This is a genomic window from Leucothrix mucor DSM 2157, assembly GCF_000419525.1.
GTDB lineage: Bacteria > Pseudomonadota > Gammaproteobacteria > Thiotrichales > Thiotrichaceae > Leucothrix > Leucothrix mucor.
In genome coordinates, this window is the sequence record NZ_ATTE01000001.1 from 3400583 (window position 1) to 3422940 (window position 22358).

The following is a 22358-nucleotide window of genomic DNA, read 5'->3' on the forward strand; positions in this document are numbered from 1 at the left end:
CGCTTAAGTCCGGTAGATGGTTTGAATCAGATGGTAGCCAAACTTAGTTTTTACTGGGCCATGCACGGTAAGTACTGGCTTTTTGAAGACCACATCATCGAAGGCTTTAACCATTTTTCCGGGGGCGAATTCACCCAAGTCACCACCGCTTTTGGCGCTGCTGCAAGTGGAATGTTTTTTGGCTAGGGTAGCAAAGTCTGATCCGTTGGCAAGCTGCTGCTTGAGGGTGTCGGCTTGCTCTTTGGTTTTAACTAGAATATGTCTGGCACAGGCTAATGGCATGATTGTCTCGCGGTAAATTTACAATGAGCGATACGCTATCACATTTTGGGGTTACCAATCGTCCGTTCTTTAGCTAAGCGTTATCCGCAACAACAAGGTCTACAAAACATAACCTAATACGTAATGTTTTGTAGACCTCTAACTTAAGACTTCACAGCATCCGGCATGGCAACCGAGCGATAAAACCAACGCTGGCAGGTCATCTCATCCACAAATCTCAACCCACGGGCCAGCAATGCCACTAGCGCCACTGAAAACAATAAACGCCCCCAGAAAATACTGTGGAAATCCGCACCAATTAGCAAAATCAGCAAGGTATCTTCAATCAGCGAGTGCAACAGGCTCAGCAATACAATCGTCGTAAAAATATCACGCGCTTTAATATGGCCTTTCTTTGCTTCATTAATGAGTAAACCGCCACCAAATGACAAGCCCAAGGTAATCCCAATAATCGCAAAACTCGTCGCTTCTTTACCGATGCCCAGCAAGCGTAATAAGGGGCTAAGCATAATCGCCATCAGGCGCTCAATGCCCAGTACTCTCAACACTTTAAGTACAAATAGTAAGACCGCAATCACGACAATAATCACCGCAAAGCTTTGCAACTGGCTCAAGGCCCAACCCCACAATCCTGTCACAGGCTGTGCATCCATCTGTACTAGATTGATCGCAGGCCCTTGCAGCAAGTCACCCGTCTCATACAGCTGATGCAGCATCGAAGCGAATAGCAAACCACCACCCAAGCGAACCAATAGGATCACCCAGACATTCACACCCGCTTTTTTAGCAATCGCAACCTCAACCGGCAAGCCATGCATCATCAACATAAGGCTGCCGAGTACGGTGGCTTGCGCAATGCTCATGCCGCCTTCTAAACCAAGGTCGGCCATGACCACAAAGCCACCGTAAATATTCACCGCCATCGTGGTTGCCAGTACCAAGCCGGTGCTTTCTGAGAGGCCCAAGCTTTCCATTAATGGCCCAACCGCATGGCCAAGCCACTCAATGCCACCCAGCTCTTCAGCAATTTTGATCAGAATCACCGCAGGGATCATGATCTTAAACAGTGTTAAGCAGACGCGGTAAATATCCAGAATCAGCTCATGTAAAAACTGTTTGCTATAGGCTATGGCTTGCATGTGGTCTTCCTCACTCCCAAAAGTGCTTACGCCCTTCCCGCTGGGCATCTTGCGGTGAAATGGCTAAATCTCTTAATTGCTCAACGGGCAAATTCAGCAGTTGCTTGCGAGTCCGTTGGCGCTCTCTGGTGTGCTGAACAAAGTCGATTAAACGCTTCATAATCATTCTCCTGTTTCGGTGTAGGAAAAGCTTAGCGTCCGATAAGATTTGCAAACAGATTTAAAAAATGATTAATTGAACAGTACAGATTAAATCAATAATAACTGTCTCGTGCTTATTTGAATAGATCTGTACTGCTTTCATCTCTACTTTGGTAAAAAATCATGAAACTGTACCAGTCACTAGCCGACGAAATTCGCGAGCGCATTGAGCAAGGTTATTATCAGGTTGGTGAAAAGCTGCCCTCTATTCGGGTGCTTAGTAAGGAGCATGCGGTGAGTGTGTCGACTGCTCAACAAGCCTTGTTATTACTGGAAAAACAGCACTGGGTCGAGGTACGCGCCAAGTCAGGCTGCTATGTAAAAGCACAGGCCAAGCCTGCTGAAATGCCACAACCTTGCCGCCCTGCGCAGTACCCTCTGGAGGTTTCACAATGGCGGGAAGTCCGCGCCCTACGCACCTATAAAGACGATGGCAGTTTTCTGCACCTCAGCAGCGGTGTAGCGGATGTGCATGGGCCAACGCTCAAACCTTTATTACGCATTATGTCGGATATCAGCCGCTATCAAGGCCTGCGGGCGCTCATGCCGGATACCTTGCAAGGCGCTGAAGAATTACGCGAGCAGATTGCGCGGCAAACGGTGGATAGCGGCTCACGCTTACACCCCGATGACATCATAACGACCACGGGTTGTCAGGAAGCACTCTCCATTAGCTTGCAAGCGATTACTAACCCCGGTGATGTGATTGCAGTCGAATCGCCAGGCTTTTATGGCTTAATGCAAATTCTCAAAGCGCATGATTTAAAAGCACTGGAAATCCCCTCGCACCCTAGCGATGGCATGAGTTTAGATGCGCTGGAAATGGCGTTGGACCAATGGCCAATTAAAGCGATTATGGTGATTCCCACGGAGAATAATCCGCTCGGTAGTACCATGTTGGAAGAAAATAAACTGCGCTTGCTGAAAATGACTCAGCGCTATAACACACCCATTATCGAGGATGATATTTATGGTGATTTGCGTTACAAGCAACCTCGCCCTTGCACTCTGCATTCCTTAGATACGGAAGGTCGGGTGATCTTGTGCAGCTCATTCTCCAAGACCTTGTCGGCAGGATTGCGGGTCGGCTGGCTGGCTCCGGGACGCTATCGAGAACGTGTTGAACACATGAAATACATTGGCACCGCCTCCACCACAACCATCACCCAACTGGCCGTCGCTGAGTTTATCAATCAAGGCTATTACGACCGCCATATTCGCACCATGCGCCAGCAATACCGCTGCAATCGTGATTTAATCACGCATGCCATCAAGCAGTTTTTCCCTGAAGGCACGCGCATTAGTGCACCACAAGGCGCTTATTTATTGTGGATTGAATTACCCGGCGATGTGGACACTCTGGAGCTTAATCGGCGGCTGGAGAAACATAAAATTCAGATTGCACCGGGAGTGATATTTTCAGCATCCGGTAAGTACCGCAATTGCATGCGGATTAACTTTGCCCGCCCCATTCCGGATCAGGCAATGCAGCTGATTGGCTATGAAGCGAAGGAATTGCTTCGGGGACAGTTAGTCCCGTTGTAGGTTATTTTCAAAACACTAGCCAATAAAAAAGCCAGCCGGAATCCTTTCCATGCTGGCTTTTTCTAATGCGTTTCTATGGGGTTATTACATCATTTAGTAGTCGCTGAGTACCTTTAAGTAGCCTTCTTTGACTTTAGCCAGATCGACCAGCAAACGGCGTTTGGTCCAGCCATGCACTTTGTCATGGGCTTCGATAAATACTTTGCGCACATGCTCCGGCACGGTAATACCACTTAGGCTACGGGTAAAGGGTTGCTCATCGACATGCGGGTGTAGCAATTCGCGATTACCCAGCACATTGCCTTCGCCATCGACCACACGCCATGCATCGGCGTAATGATCCCAGCCAGTGTCTTCGTGCTCAAGGGTAACACTGACCGACCACAGGCTTTCGCCTTGTCCGGAAAATTCTGCTGCCACGATTTTCACATCACCGGCATTCGCCGCACCAACAACCGATAGGATTAGTAAACCACCCATATGGGCCTGCCACTTCGATTTAAGTTTAGTAAGCGTCATCTCAACTCCTTTTGACTGAGCTCATATAAAAAAGATCTCCAACCGCAATTATACGACAGGAGATCTTAATAATAGTCCCAAAGAAGATGACCGTCTTGTAAGATCAGATCAGCAACATTAACCAACCAATCAACGCGATCAGAAACACAATCAGCCACGCTTGCAAACCACTGACCTCACGCATTCCCGCTGTTTGAATCTTGGCAACTTCCATCGTCGGTATCCGTATTTCACCATTCCAACACTTCATTTGAACAAACGGACCCACGTGCTCAACCTCTGATGCTTTGTACGTCTGACCTCCCTTCGTGGAAACCTTAAACGCCATAATGATCCCCCCCCCCAATTATTCGCCAAGCATTTGAAAATAGCATAATACTTGCACACAAAACACTCTAATTTGATTACAAATAATTCAAATCGCTCATTCAATTCTCAATTTTATTTAAATAGCCAAGCCAGAATGAAAGTGCTAAAAACAATCCCATGCTGAATAAATTCTTTTCCAAATTTATCGACCCGATGGGTATCGATGACACCAGCCGTCCACCCTCCGATGTGTTCGGCTTTTTCAAGTATTACCTGAAGCCAATTCGCGGTGTGCTAATTACCACACTGCTGCTGTCGGGGATTGCTACCGTCTCAGAGTTGATGCTCTATGTGTATCTTGGCGACATTGTCGACTGGATGGGCAGCGGCAATCCGGCGACTTTCTTTCAGGAGCATAAAACAGCACTGATCTGGATGCTGGTGGTCGCGGTGATTATCCGACCGATCGCCTTACTACTCTCGCGCGGCATGATCAGCTTTGCACTGGTCGTGGGCTTGGGCAATCGCATTCGCTGGCACAATCACCGTTATGTATTGCGCCAAAGTCTCTCCTACTTCCAGAATGATTTCGCCGGCCGTGTCGCGCAAAAAGTCATGCAAACCGGTAACTCCGCCCGCGAAGCCGTGATCAATGTGATTGATGGCGTGTGGCTGCTGGTGGTTTATTTAATCGGTATCACTTGGCTGTTTGTGGATATGGATTGGCGACTGCTGATGCCCATGGTGCTCTGGATTGCGGGCTATGCGCTGGTGATTTTGTTCTTAGTGCCTTCAGTGCGTGGTCGCTCAGCAAGTCTATCCGAAGCCAATTCGCGCTTGCTGGGGCAAATTGTGGATGGCTACACTAATATCCAATCGGTCAAACTCTTCGCCAGCGATGATCAGGAAGATGCTTATGCCGGTGGCTTTTTAAAGCGCCACACTACAGCGTTTCGCAGCCTGATGGAATCCATCTTTAATATGACCGTGGCGCTGACGGTGCTCAACACCGCATTGGTTGTCGGTACTGCTGTGATTTCGATTGTGCTCTGGCAGCGCGGCGAAGTGAGTGTCGGGACGATCGCCATCGCCAATGCGCTGATTATGCGCGTCAATCAAATGTCCGGCTGGATACTGCGCACCATTACCTCGCTGTTTGAGCAAATGGGAACGGTACAAAACGGTATTGCCACTATTTCCAAACCTAACTCCGTCATGGATGTGGCCGGTGCCAAGCCGCTAATACTAACTCAAGGCAAAATCACATTCGAGAGCATGAGCTTCTACTACAGCGATGACAATCGAGTGATTGAAAACTTTGATCTGGCGCTAAAGCCCGGTGAAAAAGTCGGAGTGGTTGGGCGCTCCGGTGCCGGTAAATCGACATTGGTTAACCTGTTGCTACGCTTTTACGATGTGGATGCTGGTCGTATTCTGATCGATGATCAGGACATTTCCCAATGCACTCAGCAAAGCCTGCGCGCCAATATTGCCATGGTCACACAAGATACCTCACTGCTACATCGCTCAGTACGTGACAATATTCGCTACGGCAAACCTGATGCGACCGAGGATGAAATCAAGCAAGCGGCACGATTGGCTGAGGTCGATCAGTTCCTACCGCATCTGGTGGATTTGCAAGGTAATCGCGGTTATGACGCCTTGGTCGGTGAGCGTGGTGTGAAGCTCTCTGGCGGTCAACGTCAGCGGATTGCCATTGCGCGAGTCATTCTGAAAAACGCTCCGATTCTGGTGCTAGATGAAGCCACCTCGGCACTGGATTCTGAAGTAGAGCAAGCCATTCAAAGCCAGCTAGAACGGCTAATGACGGATAAAACGGTAATTGCTATTGCCCATCGCTTATCTACCATTGCCGCGATGGATCGTCTGGTGGTAATGGATGAAGGCCGTATTATCGAGCAAGGTACGCACCATGAATTGCTGGAACAGGAAGGTTTGTACTGGCAATTATGGCAGCGCCAATCCGGTGGTTTTTTACCAGACTAAGGAGTGTAAAAAATGAATCGTCGCAAAGGATTGTTAGTCTTCGTTATTGCACTTTCTGTGATCGGGATCGGTGCGCTTACCATAGCAATGCTGCAAAGCATGAAACCAACCGATGCAGCAAAATCAGACCATATCCTTCGGGTCGATATTACTGAAATACCGCTTGATAGTTATCGTGAATATCAATGGTACAACCACCTGATTATGGTCTTTCGTCTCGGAGACAGGTCGGCGGAGTATTTGATTGACAGCAATTCGATTGCTAATGGCCCTGACTATGTTAAAGGCGAGTTGCCTGCTGCCTTTGTGTATGTACCGGTCAGTACCTATAAAGGCTGTAAGTTGCTGTCTTCCAAAGAGGGTGATTCACTTTGGCCAACCTACCAAGGCTGGTATGACCCTTGCCATATGGGCTTCTGGGACTTCTCAGGTCGTAACATACCCGGCGTTATGACGTCTGGAGATGCAAAGCTTGATGATTTAACGAAACTGCCAAACGTTAAATGGATAAACCCGACAACTATCGAACTTCGTCCTTAATAAAAAGGCGACCATTGCGGTCGCCTTTTTCAATCAAGTCACCCAGATTAAGAGCGCTGGCGGAACACTTCCGCACCAAATACATTGGCGTATTCAGTCGCTGGCTCTAAAAATGCCTGATAGCTTTCATACACCTTCTTAAACAGTTCGTTGTCTTTCGCCAGATCATCGATCACTTCTTTTGATGCCTGCTTCAGTGCCGCAACCACGTCATCCGGGAACACTTTAAAATCAACGCCCTGCTCTTTTAACTGAGTGAAAGCTTGCACATTGAAGTAATCAAACTGTGCCAATGTCTCAACCGACGTCGCTAATGCCGCTTCTTCAACGATGTGCTGCAGATCTTCCGGCAAGCTGTTCCACGCTTCCAGATTCACTGAAATACACAGCGCCGCACCGGGCTCATGGAACGCCGGAACGTAGCAAATATTCGCCACTTTGTTTAATCCAAAGGCCTGATCCAGCAGCGGGCCAACCCACTCTGCCGCATCAATTGCGCCGGATTTAAAGGATGGGAAAATCTCTGGTGGTGGTAGCAAAATAGCATTCACACCCAGCTTACGCATGGCTTCGCCGCCAAGGCCTGCGATCCGCATATTCAAGCCGGATAAGTCTTTAACGGAGGTGATTTCCTTCTTAAACCAACCTGCAGACTGAGTGCCGGAGTTGCCGCTGTAGAACGATTTAATGCCGCGCTCAGCATTCACTTCATCCCACAATTTCTGACCGCCACCATGACGTAACCACGCCACTTGCTCGGTGGCATTCATGCCAAACGGAACGGTGCTGAAAAAGTGCAGCGCAGGGTTCTTACCTGCTGCGTAATATGGCGTGGTGTGGCCGATCTCAACGGTGCCTTTTTGAACCGCATCTTCCACGGCAAAGGGAGGCACTAACTCGCCGCTGCTGTAGATTTTGAAGCTTAAACGACCACCGGACATTTCTTCAACGCGGCGCGCAAAGCTAGTGACATTGGTGCCAACGCCGGGTGCTTTTGCTGGAAAACTCGTTGGTAACTTCCAAACGATCTTTTCAGCATCCGCCGCCGAAGCCGTACCGGTTGCCGTTGCAGCACCCGCAGCGGTTAGCGCTGCAGCACATTGTAAAAACTTTCTACGTTCCATCATCCTCTCCTAGTCAAAAACGACGTCTGGCAACCAAGTGGCCAGCATCGGGAAACATAATACCAGCAGCATAGCAATAAGCTGGATAATCACAAACGGAATCACTGATAAATAAATATCCACGGTGCGAATGTGCGCAGGCGCGACCGAGCGGTAATAAAATAGCGCAAAGCCAAACGGCGGCGTTAAGAAACTGGTCTGCAAATTCATTGCAACCAACACTGCAAACCACACCGGATGAAAGTCGGTCGCCAGCAGAACCGGCCCAACAATCGGGATCACGATAAAGATGATCTCAACAAATTCCAGCACAAAGCCTAGCAAGAAAATCACCAGCATAACGGCAATTAACGCACCCCAATGTTCGCCAGGAATCTTGCTCAGCACATCGGCAACCACCTCATCGCCACCAAAGCCACGGAATACCAATGACAACATGGAAGCCGCTACGATCACGCCAAACACCATCGCTGAGACACTGACCGTTTCCTGCACTGCGCCACCAATCACTTGCTGCTTTCGCAAGAAAACCAGCGCTACGACCAAGGCCAATACCAGAACCGCAGTGGCGACCATCGCAGCAATACTGCCCGCATCAATGATCAAGGTGCCACTACTAAAGTCGATATTCGACCAGCCAAGTGATTTCAAAATGGTCAGCAAAAAGGCTGCGGCAGCACCAAGCACCATCAACACCCGTAAGTATTTTGGGGACTGCTCGTGGCTACTTCCTGCGATGAGTAACGTCCCTGCCACACCCACGGCAGCGGCTTCAGTCGGCGTTGCTACCCCAAATAAAATCGAACCGAGCACGGCAATAATGAGCAGTAATGGCGGGACAAAAGTACTTAAAATATCCGCCCAGCCAACCGCTGCTTTGATTGTATCTTCGGGTGCTTGCAGGCTTTCAACCGGTACAGGTGAGGCTTTAGGAAACAGTTTGCTATGGATAAATACATAGCCTGCATACAGTAAAACCAGCATGAACCCCGGAATTAAAGCACCGGCAAATAGATCGCCTACTGAGACTGGATCAGGTGCAAAATTACCCGCATTACGTTGCGCTTCCAGATAAGCATTGGAGATCTGATCGCCTAGCAAAATCAATACAATGGAGGGCGGAATAATCTGCCCCAGCGTACCCGAGGCGCATATCAGACCGCTAGATAAACGCACAGAAATACCCGCACGCAACATCGCGGGCAAGCTAATCATTCCCAGCATGACAATGGTGGCACCGATAATGCCAGTGGAAGCGGCAATCAAAGCGCTCACAATCAATACCGAGTACGCCAGCCCTGAGCGCGTGCCGCCAAAGAAACCCGCCATGGTCATTAACATACGCTCGGCAATGCGTGAACGTTCCAGCAACGTGCCCATTAACACAAACAGCGGCACGGCAATTAGTAGCGAGTTATCCATCACCCCAAACACACGCTGCGGGAATGCGCCAAAATAGCTTAAATCAAAGTGCCCCATGAGCGAGGCGATATACGCTACCAGCACGGGCACACCGGCAATCGCCAGCATGACCGGCACACCACTCATAATCCCAGCCAGCAAAGAGCCGACCAGTATCAATAACCAAATCGCTTCGATACTCATTGCGCCGTCTCCGTGGTTAGAAACTCGCCTTTACGCGCCAGTATCGTCACGCCCTGAATCAGCATCAGCACACAGGAAACGGGTAAACAGGTTTTAACTAGAAACAAGCCCGGCAGGCCGCCGGTTTCTTTGGAGCCCTCCTGAATTTGCCAAGCGTATTGGATATCGGGCCAGACGTGATACAGCGTGAGGCTGAACACCGGAATTAGAAATAGCAACACGCCAGCCATATCAACACGCCGACGAGCCGCAGGGCTTTGGCTTTCACGGAGTACATCAACTCGCACATGCGCATCGCGCCCTAAGGCATAGGGAATGCCAAGCACGACGAGGGCCGCAAAACAGTAGGCAGCGAAATCTTGTAATTGCAAAAATCCAATGCCGTAGATGTAACGCAGCAAGACCACCGCGACTTCAGTAAATGCCAGTCCGGTTAATAGGAAAATGCACAAGGCACCGGTCAGGCGGTGCAGAGTCAGACCAAAAGAGAGTAACAAGCGGGTGTTCCTTTAACAGAAAATGACTCGCCGTATGCTACCACTCTGAATTCGGATTTGAAAAGCTTACTCAGGCAATGAAACGCCCAAAACAAAAAGCCGGTGGCTCCTGAAGAACCATCGGCTTGATTCGCACTTAAATGTGACTGTTACTGCGCAGAGATCGCAATCGATTCTGGTGCGGTGAAGGTCATCATTTTATCCGGTGCACGGTTCATTACGCCTTCCAGCGCGTAAATGTTATCGATGCGCTGGATTTGGTTATTACTTTTCTCAGCGACATACAGATTGGTTCCGTCAAACGCCAAATCAACCGGATTACCCAGTGCGGTATTGTCGCCGGCTAATTCCAAACGTAAATCGGTTAAGCCATCGGCGGTGCTGGCATTATCAATTACGTAAATACGACCGTCATCGGCGACGCTTGCGCTACCCACATCGGAGACGATCAGGCGGTTATTCACACTGTCGTGTACGATGCCGTGAATGTTGCTGGCCTCAATGCCTGACTGATCATTAGGGTCGATAATGCGCGCGGGTGCTGCATCAGGGTTTGCCATGTAATCATCGTAAACCTGAATCGTGCCATTGGTGGCAGCAACATATAGACGATCCGCTTCCGGGTCGTAATCCAAATCCCAAGGGCTGGTGCCCGCTGGCATAGTGGTTTCAAACACTGGCACGGCATTGCCATCACCACACAGGCTGAAAGCTTTGATTGCATTGGTCGCGCTTAAATCAGCGACCAAGACCAAACCGTAACTGCCAACCACTTCAACACCTTTTGGTGCAGATAGATTGGTGTTGGCACCGGTAATTTGACGATCACGCTGATCGGTATAACTACCCGCCGCATCACGCATGGCCAAACGGCTGACAAAGCTCAAGCCACCAACAGACGCTGCTCCGGCATCGTCGAAACTGATAATCGCATCACCGTTTTGATCAAGCGAGATGCTCTCAACATATTGTGTGCCTTGCACTGGGGTAAAGATTGTACCCATGCTGGTAAGGGCCGGATCAGTCATATACACGCTGGTTCCGGTATTCGCAGCATTTCTGGTGATGTGCAAACTACCCACCGTGGCATTGCTCAAGTCACTCACGTCATTGCCGATCATTTGGCCCACGGTTTCCGTCACAATCGACTCCGGGCCTGCTACTAAGTAATCGGCATCGGGTGCGATATTGCCGCTAGCGCCGGTCGCAATATCGTTAAACACCATAATGCGGCCGCTTTCATTGGCCTTCTCAGCGACGTATAAATCGCCGTCGTTTAACTGCAAATCAACCGGATTTCCCAGATGCGTTGCTGCGCCACGAATGGTACGGTCTGGCGTGACTGCACCGCTTAGCATGGACGCTGTTTCGAACACATAAATGCTACCGTCATCTGCTGAAGTTGGGTCAGCCACATCGGACACAATCAAGCGATCTGCCGCCGCATCGTAAACGATACCGTGCATATTGGTCGCAGCCAGTGCGTTATCCGGATTGAAGGTTGCCGTTGGGGTGTAATCACCATCGGCACTGCGCGATAAGAAGTCATTATAGTAAGCAACATCGCCATTGGTTAGCGCAACAAATAACTGATCGCTGTCTTCGTCATACACCACATCCCAGGCGCTGCTGTCGCCGACCATGGCACGTGGTATGCTAAACATTGCCGTATCGGCATTGGCTGCGGTGGTCCCGAATACGCTGACCGCATCCGTCTCATCACCGCTTTGCGCGATAATCATATAGCCTGCTTTTTGAGCGATGGCGATACCTTTAGGGCTGGTGAGTGCGCTGGTAATTAAGCGATCGCGATTGGCTGAAATCGCCACTGGGCTGGTGCGCATGGCTGGGCTGCACATGGCTTGAACCGCGCCTTCGCCACTAGCCAAGTTACCCGCTTGATATAAGTTTCCAACGGCGTCTTTTTCAATGCCTTCGGCCAAATTGGCATTCACTACATGCTCAACTGCACCGGGGCCGCTATTGCTGCTGAACTGATATTGGCTAATGCTGCCAACGTTTCCACCCTGATCATCCGCAACCAGTAACTTAACTTGCTTGTCAAAAATGTCGTTATCATTGTCGTTGTCGTTATTACAACCGGCTAGTCCAGCTAAGGAAGCGCTGACAGCGGCGGTGAGTAACCAATTCTTTTTAACAAGTTTCATAAGATATCTCCTGATTGAGTAGGCTTAAACGTGCATTTGAAAATGTCTACGCAGCTCATCAGAAAATCGGATTGCATAAATTTGAATCTATTTAGTTTTATTCTCGTACATCTTGGTTATTTGCCTGAGAAGTCGTATGCCTCGAAATCGGCTCGGGTGTCGAAGTCTTGCAGAATGCCAGCGTCGTCTACGGCAATGCGCTGAACGAATTCGGGATATTGGTGCAGGAGCTTTTTAGCTCCACGATCACCGCTTAAGGCTAATAGCTCATCGCGGAATCTCGCAGGGAAATAGACAGGGTGGCCGTCTTGCCCTTGATAGCTTGGGACGATGATGGACTGCTGGGTTGCTGATACCGTTTGATCGTGTTTAGTGGCTTTCGTGTGCTTAAGGGCTTTCGTTTGCTTGATAGCTTCGGTGGCGATGGCTTGATAAGTGCTTGGTTTGATTAATGGCATATCAGCCAAGGCAATAATCCAACCGCTGACATTTGGGCTGGCTTTAATGCCCGCACGTAAACTAGCACTCATTCCCGAGCTGGCATCTTTGCAAATGACTATTTGAAGCCCTGCTCTTAATAACTCGGCTTGCAGCATGTCATCTTGTGGGCGCACTACACAAATCAGCTCATCAATTACCTGCGCCAGATTACTCGCCGCTGCCACACCCATTGCCACGCCGTTAGGCAATCTAGCCAAACATTTATCGCCGCCAAAGCGTTCACCTTTGCCAGCGGATAGGATGATGCCAGTAATTTGCGGAGCGTTAGAGTTGGCATCAAAGTCAGGCATGGTACTCATGCCTGACTCATGGAAATGTTCGCGCCTGTATCATTCCATTCACCAATGAACATTAGGCTCATTGATATGAGCAACAGCGAATTAAATCCCCTCAAAAAACTCAACCATGCCCGTTTCCAGCGAATACTCCGCACCGACCACCATCAGCTCATTATTCAAAATTAGATTCTCCAGCACTTTGGAACCACGGCGCAATTGATTAGTCGACGCCATAATATTAGCTTTAATCGCAGCCTCTAATAAAAGATCCGGATCGTTTCGCAAGTTAGTGTTGTACAGCGGCTCGACCGCAGGCCGGATGCGACTCACAATTGACATTAGATTCATCGAACCATCTGATGATGGATGGCGTAAATCATCCAAGGTCGCCGTGACCGCACCGCATTTGGAATGCCCCATCACGACCACCAATTTGGTGCCAAAACGCTCGGCGGCAAACTCAATACTACCAATCTGCGACGGAGCTACGATATTACCCGCTACCCGAATCACAAATAAATCACCCAAGCCTTGATCAAATACAATCTCAGCCGGCACTCGCGAGTCCGAACAACCCAGAATAATTGCAAATGGCGTCTGCTCGTTGATAAGACTAGGCCGTTGCATTTGCTTGGTATAGGTATCGTCACTTCGCACGCCCGTGGCAAAACGTTGATTACCATCTTTCAGGCGCACAAGTGCCTCATCTGCAGTGATCATAAACAGCAATTCCTATGGTCGTTCATATTGGTTAGTGCGCGGTAAAGCACGCGCCGTAACGTGGAGTGGTGAGTATAATATATTCCTAAACATTAAACGCTTCTTGCTTAATTAATTGCTCGCCCCGGCTGATGCCTAAGTCATTTGCAACGTGTTGCCACTGCTTGACGGCAAGTAGTACTTGGTCATAAATTTTTGTGGCTTCTTCTTTATTAAGTCGGAAAAAATCAATGACTTCAAATGCCAAATCATAATCCAACGCATTAGACGTATCATTAATATTGAGGTGCAAACCCTGCTTTCCAACAATGGGGTTTAGATCATAGGCAGGCGATAGCTTCCATCCCTTTTTGGTTAGGAGAAAACCATGATTGCGGAGATGATCATCTGTATTCGACACTGCAATATTGAAAACGATTCTACGCCACAGCTGGGCAAGATCAGCTCTCGTATTCGTTCCGTGGTTGCTTAGAAATTCTGCGATTTCAAGATAACTCGCGCCTTCGGAATGCTCACCATCATAGTACTGCAGCTGCGTCATCGCTGAAGAAAAATGGACTCGCTCTCCTCCAATCCGATCAAACCGCTTGGTCAAAAAAGTATGATGCTGCGAGGAATACTTGTGTATTTCACTCGGAAACATCTCGATACCAGAATCGAGGGCTAGCTTATGACACAGCATTTCCCAAGCGCCAACGTCAAAGCTATCATTCTGGTTTGGAAACTTAGCGATCCAAAGATGGTTATGCTCATCACTTACACACGCTTTTGGCCTCGCCCCGCCTAATGAAGAACCGGGTGAAATCAATATTTTGAGCCAACGGTAGTACTCATCACTATCAATGTTGTCATCGTTTTCTATTTGAATAGCTGCATATTCTAATTCGCGTAGTGACGTCATCGGTGGTGCTGCGAACTCAGCGTTATTATCCAGAAAGTCGTTAGAGTCCGATGTTTTAAATCGAATACCACCCATTCGGTAAGAATCATGGACGCCTAATAAGTAATCCAACTCGGTTAGTCGGCTACTCGCACGTAAGCCTTTGCGGTATTCAATTGCGGCTCGACGCTGCATCAGAATACGCCCCCAACGATCCGGCGAGGAATCCAAAAAGGCACGGAAGTTCTTATCTGACGCATCATTATAAAGCTCGCCACTGTGCAACATTAACAATGGATCGATTTGTAAGCGGTAATTTGATTTTAAAAATACTTTGTCATAGGAGAAACTAAACACACCTCCGCGACTGGTTTCTGCATAACTTAGTTGACCAATGAGCAGCGGGGTCTCAAGAGGCATCCATGAGGCATAAACGTCCACTAGCTGGCGCTTCATTTTGAGCCTTCCAGCAGCTTAATGTTTTGCAGCTTTACCCCGACTTCGTCATGTGCGGCTAGTTCTGCAAAGTTTTCTTCCATGCCTAGCACAGCCATCACTTTCAGATAAGTACCAATCGCTACGCCGGGATCACCAGCAAATACTTTATTCACTGTTTTGTTATCAAAGCCGGTTCGGTCACAGATCATCTGCTTGGTATAAGCACGGCGCTTCAGTGCCAGAAGTAAGTCTTCCCCGAAAGAAGTCAAAATCTTGCGCTGCTTGGGGAACAACACTTTGTGTAAATCTCTCTTTGCCATTACGCCACCTTTATAGGACTATATTCCCACTTTAAATCCAATAGTGGGAATATAGTCCTATAAAAACATAAGATCAATATAAGTAGAGTCGAACGATGGATTAAAAACAACCCATAAATATAAAATCTTGCTGGGTGTCGCAGTATTGGTCGCGCACTCTAGCCTTTAGTAAAGTCACTCCAGGATCGGGGCTTTCAAGTATTATCAGACTTGTTATAGATCACCGGCATTTTGCCTTTCCACAGCTGCCAAACATCACGATCCAGCACGAGGTCCATCATAAAGTGCCCGACATTCATTCGGCTGGTGGTACCTGCATTAAAAATCGCGCTACGAGCGGGTGAGGGAAACACCTCGTACTCCGTCACAATAATTTCATCGCTCAAACTATCAGGGCGCACAATCACCCATTCAATATCAGAATCATGTTGGCCAACTTCAGTACGGAAAAACTCGGCGGCACGCTCATTATCCAGATGCGGCGGCACTAGCAATCGAATGGCAGCCATCACACAACGTTGGGCAAATGAGATTGGTTCCGACAGGTCACGATTGCGGTTTCCAGCCGTATTCATCAGGATAAATTTAACCGGCGCTTGCGGCTGATTCGCTTTAATCGCCCGACACAGATTACGCACAGCATCGGTGACCAAAAAGCGCGGTTTGCCGTAGACCCCTGTAAAGCTTAAGTTGTGACCCAAGCAAGAGATCACCGCATGGCAGCCTTTAGTATGTTCCCGTAATTCGGCTTCGGTAAACTCCGTCAGGTGGTCATAAATAATGGATAGGTTTCTGTAATGCCCAATCGCTGATGGCAAGTTACTTTTACTTCGCACGATAATTTTAACGCACTCGCCATTGTTCAGCAGCTGCTCCACCAATAAGCGCCCCGTCGCTCCACTCGCGCCGACAACTAGTGTTGTCATACTTCCTCCACCAGGAATTGTTCCAACCGCGGAGCTTAGCATATTTGCTGAACAAGTCCTTACGACTAGTTCGCGACTAACGTTGGTCCGCAGGCGTGTGTGAATGACCGTCTTCGTGATTATGATCATGCTCGTCACTGATTTCACACTGCCCATTTTCCGCTTCGCGACGCTCCGCTAATGCTTGTGTCAAAATCTGATAAGCCGATGACAAGAACAGTCCCGCCATAATCCCCGCCACAATCAGGTCAGGCCATGCGGTGGTGGTTCCCCATACGCCAAGGGCCGCAAACATAACCGCGACATTACCGATCGCGTCATTACGAGAACACAACCACACTGAGCGCACATTGGCATCGCCGTCTTTGTACTTCACCAAAATAAACACGCTGGCCAGATTAGCAACTAACGCCAAAAAGCCGATAACACCCATCACTTCAGCGGTGGGCACTTCAGCATAAAACAGCCGGTAAACCGTCGAGCCAAATACCCACAAGCCCACCAGTAACAGGCTAAATCCTTTAAAGAGTGCCGCATTGGTGCGTGCCTGAATCGACGCGCCAATTACCGCTAGCGAGATACCATAGGTTAGTGCATCGCCCAGAAAGTCCAGCGCATCGGCTTGTAATGCCTGCGACTGCGCCATGCGACCGGCACCCATTTCTACAAAAAACATAATCGCGTTAATCGCAATGACAATCCAAAGCCGGCGCTTATAGTCGTCGGATACTCCATCGAACTTGGCATCGTGGCCACAACATCCAGACATAATCTAACCTCGTTTTACTAGTGTGTGATTTCAGTATAATCTCTCTAGCTACTAGAGCTTCAAGGAGTATTTTATGTTTTCTATCGGTGCACTCTCTAAAAAAACGGGCGTTAAAGTGCCCACCATTCGCTACTACGAACAGATTGGTTTGATCGATCCGGCGGTGCGTACGGAAGGCAACCAACGCCGTTACAGCGAGCACGAATTAGAGCGGCTGGGATTTATCCGCCATGCTCGTGACCTTGGGTTTTCCATTGAAGCGATTGGCGCGCTGATTGAATTAAACCACCATCCCGACAAAGTTTGCGCTGAAGCCAATGCTATTGCACGCAAGCAACTGATCGACACCCAAGCCAAGATCGCCAGCCTGCAACGGCTGGAAACTGAACTGCAGCGCATTACCGAGCACTGCCATGGCGACGGCCAGATTAGTGACTGCTATGTTTTAAGATCGCTGGGAGATCATGGACAGTGCGTTTCAGAGCATGAATAGCACCGTGTTATTTAATAACTAAACAGCAAAATAGCGTTTCCGTTGCTATAGTTAACGCATGACTATTACTCACCTGATCATTCGGATATTTTTAGTACTGACCGGCGCAGCGCTACTGGTCTTGTGTGCTGGGTTTTATATGCAGCACGAAGCCGCTTTAGGGTTATGGCCTTGGCCAGATGGCCGCCTCTCCTACATCTTTATCGCGTCAATATTGGCGGCAATTGCGGCACCCGTAATGTGGATGGGGCTTAGCGGTGAGCTGGCAGCCATGCGAGGCGGCGCATTAGACTTTTCCATGACGTACTTGGCGCTCACTGCTGCGCTAATACTGGCAGGCCCTGCAGCAAATGAGCTGATTCCGGTGCCCTTATATCTCGATATTACATTGGGATCGCTGGCGTTTAATCTGTTGCTATTTTGGGGGACGAGTCGTTTAACGTTTACCGATACGCGAGCCGTTCCGGGATTAGTGCGGGTATCGTTTATTATCTTTACGCTACTCTTAATCGCTGTGGGTACAGCATTGATCATGCGCGTTCCAGCGGTGTTTCCATGGCCGCTACAGCCACAAAGCTCCGTCGTTTTTGGTTGCATCTTTTTAGGCGCGGCAATGTATTTTCTGTATGGCTCAATCAAGCCGGTTTGGGGCAATTTTCGTGGCCAGTTGATTGGCTTTCTGGCCTATGATGTGATTCTGATTATTCCGTTTATTCAGCACTTAGCGACGGTAAAAGCAGAGCACCAATTGAGCTTATATGTGTATACCAGCGTGGTGGTTTATAGCGCCTTGCTGAGTCTGCATTTTCTGCTGATTCACCCGACGACGCGCATTGGCTCATCGGGTCGTAGTGCAGAGGAATTTATCTAAGCAGTTTATCTAAGCCGCTGTTAACACCCGCTTCACCGCACTGGAATGTTCAAAGCTCGCCTGTAACTCCGGTGCCGAAGCCAGCCCATCCAGTATCTGACGAATAACAACAGCACTCTGCTGCCAGTCTTGGTTTAAGGCATAAATACGCCAACTAACCACTGGTAGCTCAGTGTGTTGCAGGCTGCTTATGGCTTGCTTCAATAGCGCATAGCTTGGCAATATCTGATTGGCTTCCTCAGGTAGAACTTGCTCTGAGGCTGACTGATCAGCCAATAACTCGCCACCCTGCTCCGCTCCAATCGCACTGCGCGCCAGATAGTAATCTGCCAAACTAATATACGTCTGCTCACCAGAGTACTCCGCCTGTAACTTCAAAGTCCTCGCTTCCGCAGCGGCCTTATCCCATTCCTCACGCTGCAAATAGAACTCAGCCAAACCCTGCTGCAATGGCAAACGCAATACCCAATCAATCGCCGTCGGCTCATCGGCCAATCGCTCATTGATTTCGGTCACGTATTTTTCAGCCTCATTCTGAGCACCCGACTGCGATGACATCACTTCAATCTGCAGCAAAATAATCACACTGAAAAAGTACAAACTGCTCGATGGCATTAACCGCGCCTGCTCATAAATCGGCTGGCAGAGCGCCTTAGCCCCCGCATAGTCCGCCGATTGCAGTAGCAACCACGCTTTTTGCAAGGTGAAATGCATCACCCACGGCATGTGCGCATTCTTACCCGCCAGCGCCAAAGAGGCATCGATCACCGACAACATCTCACCCCACTTGCCTTCGTAAAACAAAGCCCAGGCATGGAAAAACTGACAGCTTAAATAACTCACTGCATCACCATTATCCAGCGCCACTTTCATCGCTTGAGTCGCCAGCGCACTCGCGTCCTGATAGCACGAACGGATAATCAGATAATACAAATGACGTGGATAATGCACGCACTGCAAAGCCACATCATTACTCTCTTGTGCCAGCCGGAATGCCGCTTCGTAGTCCGCCGCGTATTCCGGCCGATAGCCATCAACCACACTGGAGAAATGAGCCAATTTACCTTTGGTATGAATCTGAGCAGTCGCATCACCGCTACTTACACTCAGCTCAACCGCCCGCTTTCCCGCTTCCAAACAGGCTTTGCGGTCCACCCAAAACAAAGCATCGGCCAAGCCCAAGGTCGCATCGATTTCAACCGCAGGATTCGCCAGCGCCTGACTGGTTTGAATAAGCTCGCGGTACTCGGTAATCGTCTCGCCCAACTGCCCACTCGCCAGTAAATAGGCACAGCGCTGCTTTCGGGCACTTAACTGCGCCTCGGGGTCTCCCAATTGCTCACTTAAGGCAATCACTTTGCTGATATGCGTAATGGCTTCGCGATAGGCAAAACACTGCGCGGCATGGCGACTGGCTTCCTGTGAAAATGACAACGCTTTGGGAAAATCACCACCTGCTTCAAAGTGATACGCCAACTGCGACGCCAACTCACTGACCTTGCCCTGATAGCCCGATAGCAAACGCTCGGCAAAGCGCAAATGATAATGCCGGCAACGCGCCGCTGATAAAGTCTCATAAAAATACTGGCGATACAGCTGATGCCAAAAGCGGTAAGACTCTGAAATCGAACCATCCGGCCAGCTTTGCGAGCCCACCGGAGACAACCATTGCTCATGCAGCAAATGATCTTCGCAGGCCTCCTCAATCTCCAATACACCGCGCTGCAATACGGCAGCTAAACTCTCCGTTGCAAACTCCGCTGCCGACACGCTTGCCGCTTCCAACACTTGCCGGTCATCTTTATCGAGGTTTGCAGTTTTCAGGCTGAGTAAATGCTTTAAGCCGCCGGAGATTCCCTGCTCAATTTGCGCTGGGGTAATGCTTGAATAATCCGCCTCAGTATCCGACTGCACAGGGATCAAACCACTCAACTGCAAATGCTCCAGCGCCGCATTTAATAGCAAAGGATTGCCTTCGGTATAGCGACAAAACAGCTCAGTAATGGCATCGGTTTGCAGCGCGTCGGGCAAGCTACGCGCCAACCACTCAGCAATGCCCTCATTATCCAAATTCGTCAGGCTCAGAGTTTGGCACTGATGCTGCAGCATTAACTGGCTATAAATCCCTTTGAGCGGCGAGCTATCTTGTTGTAATACCGAGCTGCGGAAACTGCCAAGCAACATATAACACCCTGCACTCTGGCGCTGTGCCAAGGCCATAATCAATTGCAGACTCGCGGCATCGCACCAATGCAAATCCTCAATGCACAATAACAACGGCGTTTGCTGGCTGATTGCCTCAATAAAGTCCACAAACTCGCGCAGCATGCGTTGTGTGGTCACGCCGAATAGTTCTTGCTTGAGGGTCGCTTGCTCGGTTTCGGTGAGTAGTGACGGAATTTGGATATACCAGCTGGGCGCAAACTGCCGTAAGCACTGTTTCACCGCGTCGGACTGTGGCGCTTTCAGCAAACTGCTCAAGGCATTCAACACCGGCAAATACGGCTCGCCGCTGCCATGCTGATCAAAGCAGGCGGCATTGGCTAGCAGGCAAGGCGTGGGATTATCCGCATCCAAAAACTGCTGACCTAGCCAGCCTTGTACCAGCGCCGTTTTACCGACACCTGCCTCGGCGGAGACAAATAACAGTTGTTTACTGCCCGACTGAGCGCTGGCCCAAGCCTCGCTCAATTGCTGTAACGCGGCATCGCGGCCAATCAGTGAGGTGGTTTTCGTTGAGATAACAGGAGCAGCAACTGAGGCATTCACCGCCGGGGCTTGGCTGGCCAATGTCAGCTCACCGATAAAGCGATAACCGCGCCGGTGAACGGTTTCGATATAGGTGGGTTGCTTGGGATGATCATCCAGCACTTTGCGTAGCTCGCCGACCGCCACTTTCAGCACCGCATCGGTCACAAACACCTTGGGCCAGACTGCATTTAGCAACGCTTCTTTAGTCACCAACTGCTGATAATGCTCATACAGATAGGTCAGCACCGCAAACGCTTTTGGCGAGATCTGCGCACGCTCACCGTCAATCACCAGTAATTGATTGGATGGGTCGAACATTACCGTTTTCGTCACTGCAATTTCCCCTTTTACCACAAATACCGACCTCTCAAGACTACCACATCTATTGGCCTAAACGCTTTTACTAATACGCCTGACAAGGCTTTAAACAAGCCATGCTTTGCCGCGTAAAAACAGGGCTTTACCGTAATCCTTACCAAAGCTTTACCGCATCGTTATGACTGAAAATCGGCGGCTACCTACACTGGACTCAACTTCACACATAAGTGGCACTGAAACACCCAGCCTACTTCACGTGAATTCACCCTGAGAGGAGTAGAGCCCATGAAAACCATCGCAGCCAATGACAGACAGCCTGCCACTAGCCAAGCGCACTTGGATACTAAATCTGCAGGTGGTTCGCGCGTGATGGACTCACTCTGCAACAGCGTCACCCTTAGCCTGATAGAAGCGCCTTGGTGGATTGCAATGCTAACGCTGGTCTTCTCCGGCCCACTGGCCAACTACCTCGGCCAAGCCTCCATTTACCTGATTGCCGGCGCCGTCGTGTCGATGACAATTGTTAGCTTTTTTAGCTCATGGAAAGGCGTGATCTGGATTCCTCAGGACGTACCGACCGCCATCATTGTGTTAATCACCGGCAAAATGCTCAGCGACATGCCAGACACCATCAGCATGGACAGCCAATTCGCCACCGTAATCATCGCCATCGGCAGCGTGCAATGGTCGCTGATCTTCGCGCAGATGCCTCACATGCTGATATTAGTCGCGGCATCGGTGGTCTCTATGCTGCTCAATAACAGCGGATTTGAACTGTATGTAGGTGGCAAGTTTGACCATGATAAAGATTTGCGCACGACCGGTATTGCTAATTTATTGGCAGGATTGGTCGGCGGCTGGCCTGGCTATATGTCTCCGGCCTGGTCATCGCTGAACACGAAACAAGGCCGCCAGCTGCCATTCACGGGGATTCTTGTGGCGGTGTTGAGTGGGCTGATTTTATGGTGTGCTTCGGACTTTCTGGCGTATATACCACGCTTTGTGATTGGCTCGGCAGTGGCTTATGTGGGGGTGTGTTTTTTGTTTGATTGGGTGATTAGGCCTGCTAAGCGCTTGTCTTGGGGTGAGTTTGCGGGGTTGGTTGGGTTTGGGGTTTGATTAGTGCTATTAACGTTCATCGCCCCTCTATGTGCGGC

At 49.5% G+C, this 22358-nt stretch carries 22 protein-coding genes; 6 read left to right on the top strand and 16 right to left on the bottom strand.

All coding sequences use genetic code 11. The annotated features are described in order from the left end of the window. Positions 1–3: 3 nt before the first annotated feature. From LEUMU_RS0115540 to LEUMU_RS28590, 3 genes are all read right to left on the bottom strand, one after another. The gene (locus LEUMU_RS0115540; RefSeq protein ID WP_022953215.1) at positions 4–282 is read right to left on the bottom strand and encodes a peptidylprolyl isomerase; all 279 of its coding nucleotides are present in this window, start codon (positions 280–282) and stop codon (positions 4–6) included. A gap of 143 nt (positions 283–425) precedes the next feature. Further along, positions 426–1421, bottom strand: coding sequence for a nucleoside recognition domain-containing protein (locus tag LEUMU_RS0115545; RefSeq protein ID WP_022953216.1), 996 nt, complete (start codon positions 1419–1421; stop codon positions 426–428). Positions 1422–1431: 10 nt separating this feature from the next. Then, on the bottom strand, positions 1432–1581 hold the full coding sequence (locus tag LEUMU_RS28590; RefSeq protein WP_211223034.1) for a DUF1127 domain-containing protein: 150 nt from the start codon (positions 1579–1581) through the stop codon (positions 1432–1434). A gap of 164 nt (positions 1582–1745) precedes the next feature. Between LEUMU_RS28590 and LEUMU_RS0115555 the strand changes: the two genes are divergently transcribed. Next, entirely contained in the window at positions 1746–3167 is a 1422-nt protein-coding gene (locus LEUMU_RS0115555; RefSeq protein WP_022953218.1) for an aminotransferase-like domain-containing protein, read from the top strand. Between the two features lie 93 nt (positions 3168–3260). On the opposite strand, the gene LEUMU_RS0115560 is transcribed toward LEUMU_RS0115555, so the two are convergent. Further along, positions 3261–3686 (bottom strand): hypothetical protein, encoded by a 426-nt coding sequence (locus LEUMU_RS0115560; protein ID WP_022953219.1) that lies wholly within the window; start codon positions 3684–3686, stop codon positions 3261–3263. A 103-nt stretch (positions 3687–3789) separates the two neighbouring features. Next, a complete protein-coding gene (locus LEUMU_RS28815; RefSeq protein WP_157474362.1) occupies positions 3790–4014 on the bottom strand; it encodes a hypothetical protein in 225 nt (74 codons plus the stop codon). Positions 4015–4172: 158 nt separating this feature from the next. Between LEUMU_RS28815 and LEUMU_RS0115570 the strand changes: the two genes are divergently transcribed. Both LEUMU_RS0115570 and LEUMU_RS0115575 read left to right on the top strand, forming a co-directional pair. Beyond that, positions 4173–6002 carry an ABC transporter ATP-binding protein gene (locus tag LEUMU_RS0115570; RefSeq protein ID WP_022953221.1) on the top strand — a complete coding sequence of 610 codons (1830 nt, stop codon included), beginning with the start codon at positions 4173–4175 and terminating at the stop codon, positions 6000–6002. Between the two features lie 12 nt (positions 6003–6014). Beyond that, positions 6015–6542, top strand: coding sequence for a hypothetical protein (locus LEUMU_RS0115575; protein WP_022953222.1), 528 nt, complete (start codon positions 6015–6017; stop codon positions 6540–6542). Between the two features lie 47 nt (positions 6543–6589). Here LEUMU_RS0115575 and LEUMU_RS0115580 read toward each other — a convergent pair whose 3' ends face one another. From LEUMU_RS0115580 to LEUMU_RS0115625, 10 genes are all read right to left on the bottom strand, one after another. After that, positions 6590–7669, bottom strand: a complete 1080-nt coding sequence (locus LEUMU_RS0115580) for a TRAP transporter substrate-binding protein (RefSeq protein WP_211223035.1) — start codon at positions 7667–7669, stop codon at positions 6590–6592. A gap of 6 nt (positions 7670–7675) precedes the next feature. Next, positions 7676–9271 carry a TRAP transporter large permease gene (locus LEUMU_RS0115585; RefSeq protein WP_022953224.1) on the bottom strand — a complete coding sequence of 532 codons (1596 nt, stop codon included), beginning with the start codon at positions 9269–9271 and terminating at the stop codon, positions 7676–7678. Beyond that, complete coding sequence (locus LEUMU_RS26365) at positions 9268–9768, bottom strand: TRAP transporter small permease subunit (protein WP_022953225.1); 501 nt, start codon at positions 9766–9768, stop codon at positions 9268–9270. Before LEUMU_RS26365 ends, LEUMU_RS0115585 begins: the two co-directional genes overlap by 4 nt. A gap of 149 nt (positions 9769–9917) precedes the next feature. Continuing rightward, on the bottom strand, positions 9918–11936 hold the full coding sequence (locus LEUMU_RS0115595) for an NHL repeat-containing protein (protein ID WP_022953226.1): 2019 nt from the start codon (positions 11934–11936) through the stop codon (positions 9918–9920). A 116-nt stretch (positions 11937–12052) separates the two neighbouring features. After that, positions 12053–12736: a nucleotidyltransferase family protein gene (locus LEUMU_RS0115600; protein WP_022953227.1), complete on the bottom strand. Its 684-nt coding sequence runs from the start codon at positions 12734–12736 to the stop codon at positions 12053–12055. 81 nt (positions 12737–12817) lie between these two features. After that, complete coding sequence (locus LEUMU_RS0115605; RefSeq protein ID WP_022953228.1) at positions 12818–13435, bottom strand: carbonic anhydrase; 618 nt, start codon at positions 13433–13435, stop codon at positions 12818–12820. 85 nt (positions 13436–13520) lie between these two features. Next, the gene (locus tag LEUMU_RS0115610) at positions 13521–14771 is read right to left on the bottom strand and encodes a type II toxin-antitoxin system HipA family toxin (RefSeq protein ID WP_022953229.1); all 1251 of its coding nucleotides are present in this window, start codon (positions 14769–14771) and stop codon (positions 13521–13523) included. Next, the gene (locus LEUMU_RS0115615; protein ID WP_022953230.1) at positions 14768–15073 is read right to left on the bottom strand and encodes a hypothetical protein; all 306 of its coding nucleotides are present in this window, start codon (positions 15071–15073) and stop codon (positions 14768–14770) included. Before LEUMU_RS0115615 ends, LEUMU_RS0115610 begins: the two co-directional genes overlap by 4 nt. A 194-nt stretch (positions 15074–15267) precedes the next feature. Further along, on the bottom strand, positions 15268–15999 hold the full coding sequence (locus LEUMU_RS0115620) for an NAD(P)-dependent oxidoreductase (RefSeq protein ID WP_022953231.1): 732 nt from the start codon (positions 15997–15999) through the stop codon (positions 15268–15270). 76 nt (positions 16000–16075) lie between these two features. Then, complete coding sequence (locus LEUMU_RS0115625; RefSeq protein WP_022953232.1) at positions 16076–16768, bottom strand: cation efflux transmembrane domain-containing protein; 693 nt, start codon at positions 16766–16768, stop codon at positions 16076–16078. 73 nt (positions 16769–16841) lie between these two features. On the opposite strand from LEUMU_RS0115625, the gene LEUMU_RS0115630 reads away from it, so the two are divergent. Then, positions 16842–17261, top strand: coding sequence for a MerR family transcriptional regulator (locus LEUMU_RS0115630; protein WP_022953233.1), 420 nt, complete (start codon positions 16842–16844; stop codon positions 17259–17261). Between the two features lie 58 nt (positions 17262–17319). After that, a complete protein-coding gene (locus LEUMU_RS0115635) occupies positions 17320–18132 on the top strand; it encodes a hypothetical protein (protein WP_022953234.1) in 813 nt (270 codons plus the stop codon). Between the two features lie 9 nt (positions 18133–18141). Here LEUMU_RS0115635 and LEUMU_RS0115640 read toward each other — a convergent pair whose 3' ends face one another. Then, the gene (locus LEUMU_RS0115640) at positions 18142–21216 is read right to left on the bottom strand and encodes an AAA family ATPase (RefSeq protein WP_157474364.1); all 3075 of its coding nucleotides are present in this window, start codon (positions 21214–21216) and stop codon (positions 18142–18144) included. Positions 21217–21486: 270 nt separating this feature from the next. Here LEUMU_RS0115640 and LEUMU_RS0115645 point away from each other — a divergent pair, with 270 nt between their 5' ends. After that, positions 21487–22320 (top strand): SulP family inorganic anion transporter, encoded by an 834-nt coding sequence (locus LEUMU_RS0115645; RefSeq protein ID WP_022953236.1) that lies wholly within the window; start codon positions 21487–21489, stop codon positions 22318–22320. Positions 22321–22358 lie beyond the last annotated feature (38 nt).

What these genes read in the sequence shown, in the direction of transcription:
- LEUMU_RS0115580 (WP_211223035.1), bottom strand. Translation starts at nt 7,669, where the DNA reads ATGATGGAACGTAGAAAGTTTTTACAATGTGCTGCAGCGCTAACCGCT.
- LEUMU_RS0115615 (WP_022953230.1), bottom strand. Translation starts at nt 15,073, where the DNA reads ATGGCAAAGAGAGATTTACACAAAGTGTTGTTCCCCAAGCAGCGCAAG.
- LEUMU_RS0115540 (WP_022953215.1), bottom strand. Translation starts at nt 282, where the DNA reads ATGCCATTAGCCTGTGCCAGACATATTCTAGTTAAAACCAAAGAGCAA.
- LEUMU_RS0115575 (WP_022953222.1), top strand. Translation starts at nt 6,015, where the DNA reads ATGAATCGTCGCAAAGGATTGTTAGTCTTCGTTATTGCACTTTCTGTG.
- LEUMU_RS0115600 (WP_022953227.1), bottom strand. Translation starts at nt 12,736, where the DNA reads ATGAGTACCATGCCTGACTTTGATGCCAACTCTAACGCTCCGCAAATT.
- LEUMU_RS0115555 (WP_022953218.1), top strand. Translation starts at nt 1,746, where the DNA reads ATGAAACTGTACCAGTCACTAGCCGACGAAATTCGCGAGCGCATTGAG.
- LEUMU_RS0115620 (WP_022953231.1), bottom strand. Translation starts at nt 15,999, where the DNA reads ATGACAACACTAGTTGTCGGCGCGAGTGGAGCGACGGGGCGCTTATTG.
- LEUMU_RS0115545 (WP_022953216.1), bottom strand. Translation starts at nt 1,421, where the DNA reads ATGCAAGCCATAGCCTATAGCAAACAGTTTTTACATGAGCTGATTCTG.
- LEUMU_RS0115610 (WP_022953229.1), bottom strand. Translation starts at nt 14,771, where the DNA reads ATGAAGCGCCAGCTAGTGGACGTTTATGCCTCATGGATGCCTCTTGAG.
- LEUMU_RS0115560 (WP_022953219.1), bottom strand. Translation starts at nt 3,686, where the DNA reads ATGACGCTTACTAAACTTAAATCGAAGTGGCAGGCCCATATGGGTGGT.
- LEUMU_RS0115605 (WP_022953228.1), bottom strand. Translation starts at nt 13,435, where the DNA reads ATGATCACTGCAGATGAGGCACTTGTGCGCCTGAAAGATGGTAATCAA.
- LEUMU_RS0115645 (WP_022953236.1), top strand. Translation starts at nt 21,487, where the DNA reads ATGAAAACCATCGCAGCCAATGACAGACAGCCTGCCACTAGCCAAGCG.
- LEUMU_RS28815 (WP_157474362.1), bottom strand. Translation starts at nt 4,014, where the DNA reads ATGGCGTTTAAGGTTTCCACGAAGGGAGGTCAGACGTACAAAGCATCA.
- LEUMU_RS28590 (WP_211223034.1), bottom strand. Translation starts at nt 1,581, where the DNA reads ATGAAGCGTTTAATCGACTTTGTTCAGCACACCAGAGAGCGCCAACGG.
- LEUMU_RS0115625 (WP_022953232.1), bottom strand. Translation starts at nt 16,768, where the DNA reads ATGTCTGGATGTTGTGGCCACGATGCCAAGTTCGATGGAGTATCCGAC.
- LEUMU_RS0115635 (WP_022953234.1), top strand. Translation starts at nt 17,320, where the DNA reads ATGACTATTACTCACCTGATCATTCGGATATTTTTAGTACTGACCGGC.
- LEUMU_RS0115570 (WP_022953221.1), top strand. Translation starts at nt 4,173, where the DNA reads ATGCTGAATAAATTCTTTTCCAAATTTATCGACCCGATGGGTATCGAT.
- LEUMU_RS0115585 (WP_022953224.1), bottom strand. Translation starts at nt 9,271, where the DNA reads ATGAGTATCGAAGCGATTTGGTTATTGATACTGGTCGGCTCTTTGCTG.
- LEUMU_RS0115595 (WP_022953226.1), bottom strand. Translation starts at nt 11,936, where the DNA reads ATGAAACTTGTTAAAAAGAATTGGTTACTCACCGCCGCTGTCAGCGCT.
- LEUMU_RS0115630 (WP_022953233.1), top strand. Translation starts at nt 16,842, where the DNA reads ATGTTTTCTATCGGTGCACTCTCTAAAAAAACGGGCGTTAAAGTGCCC.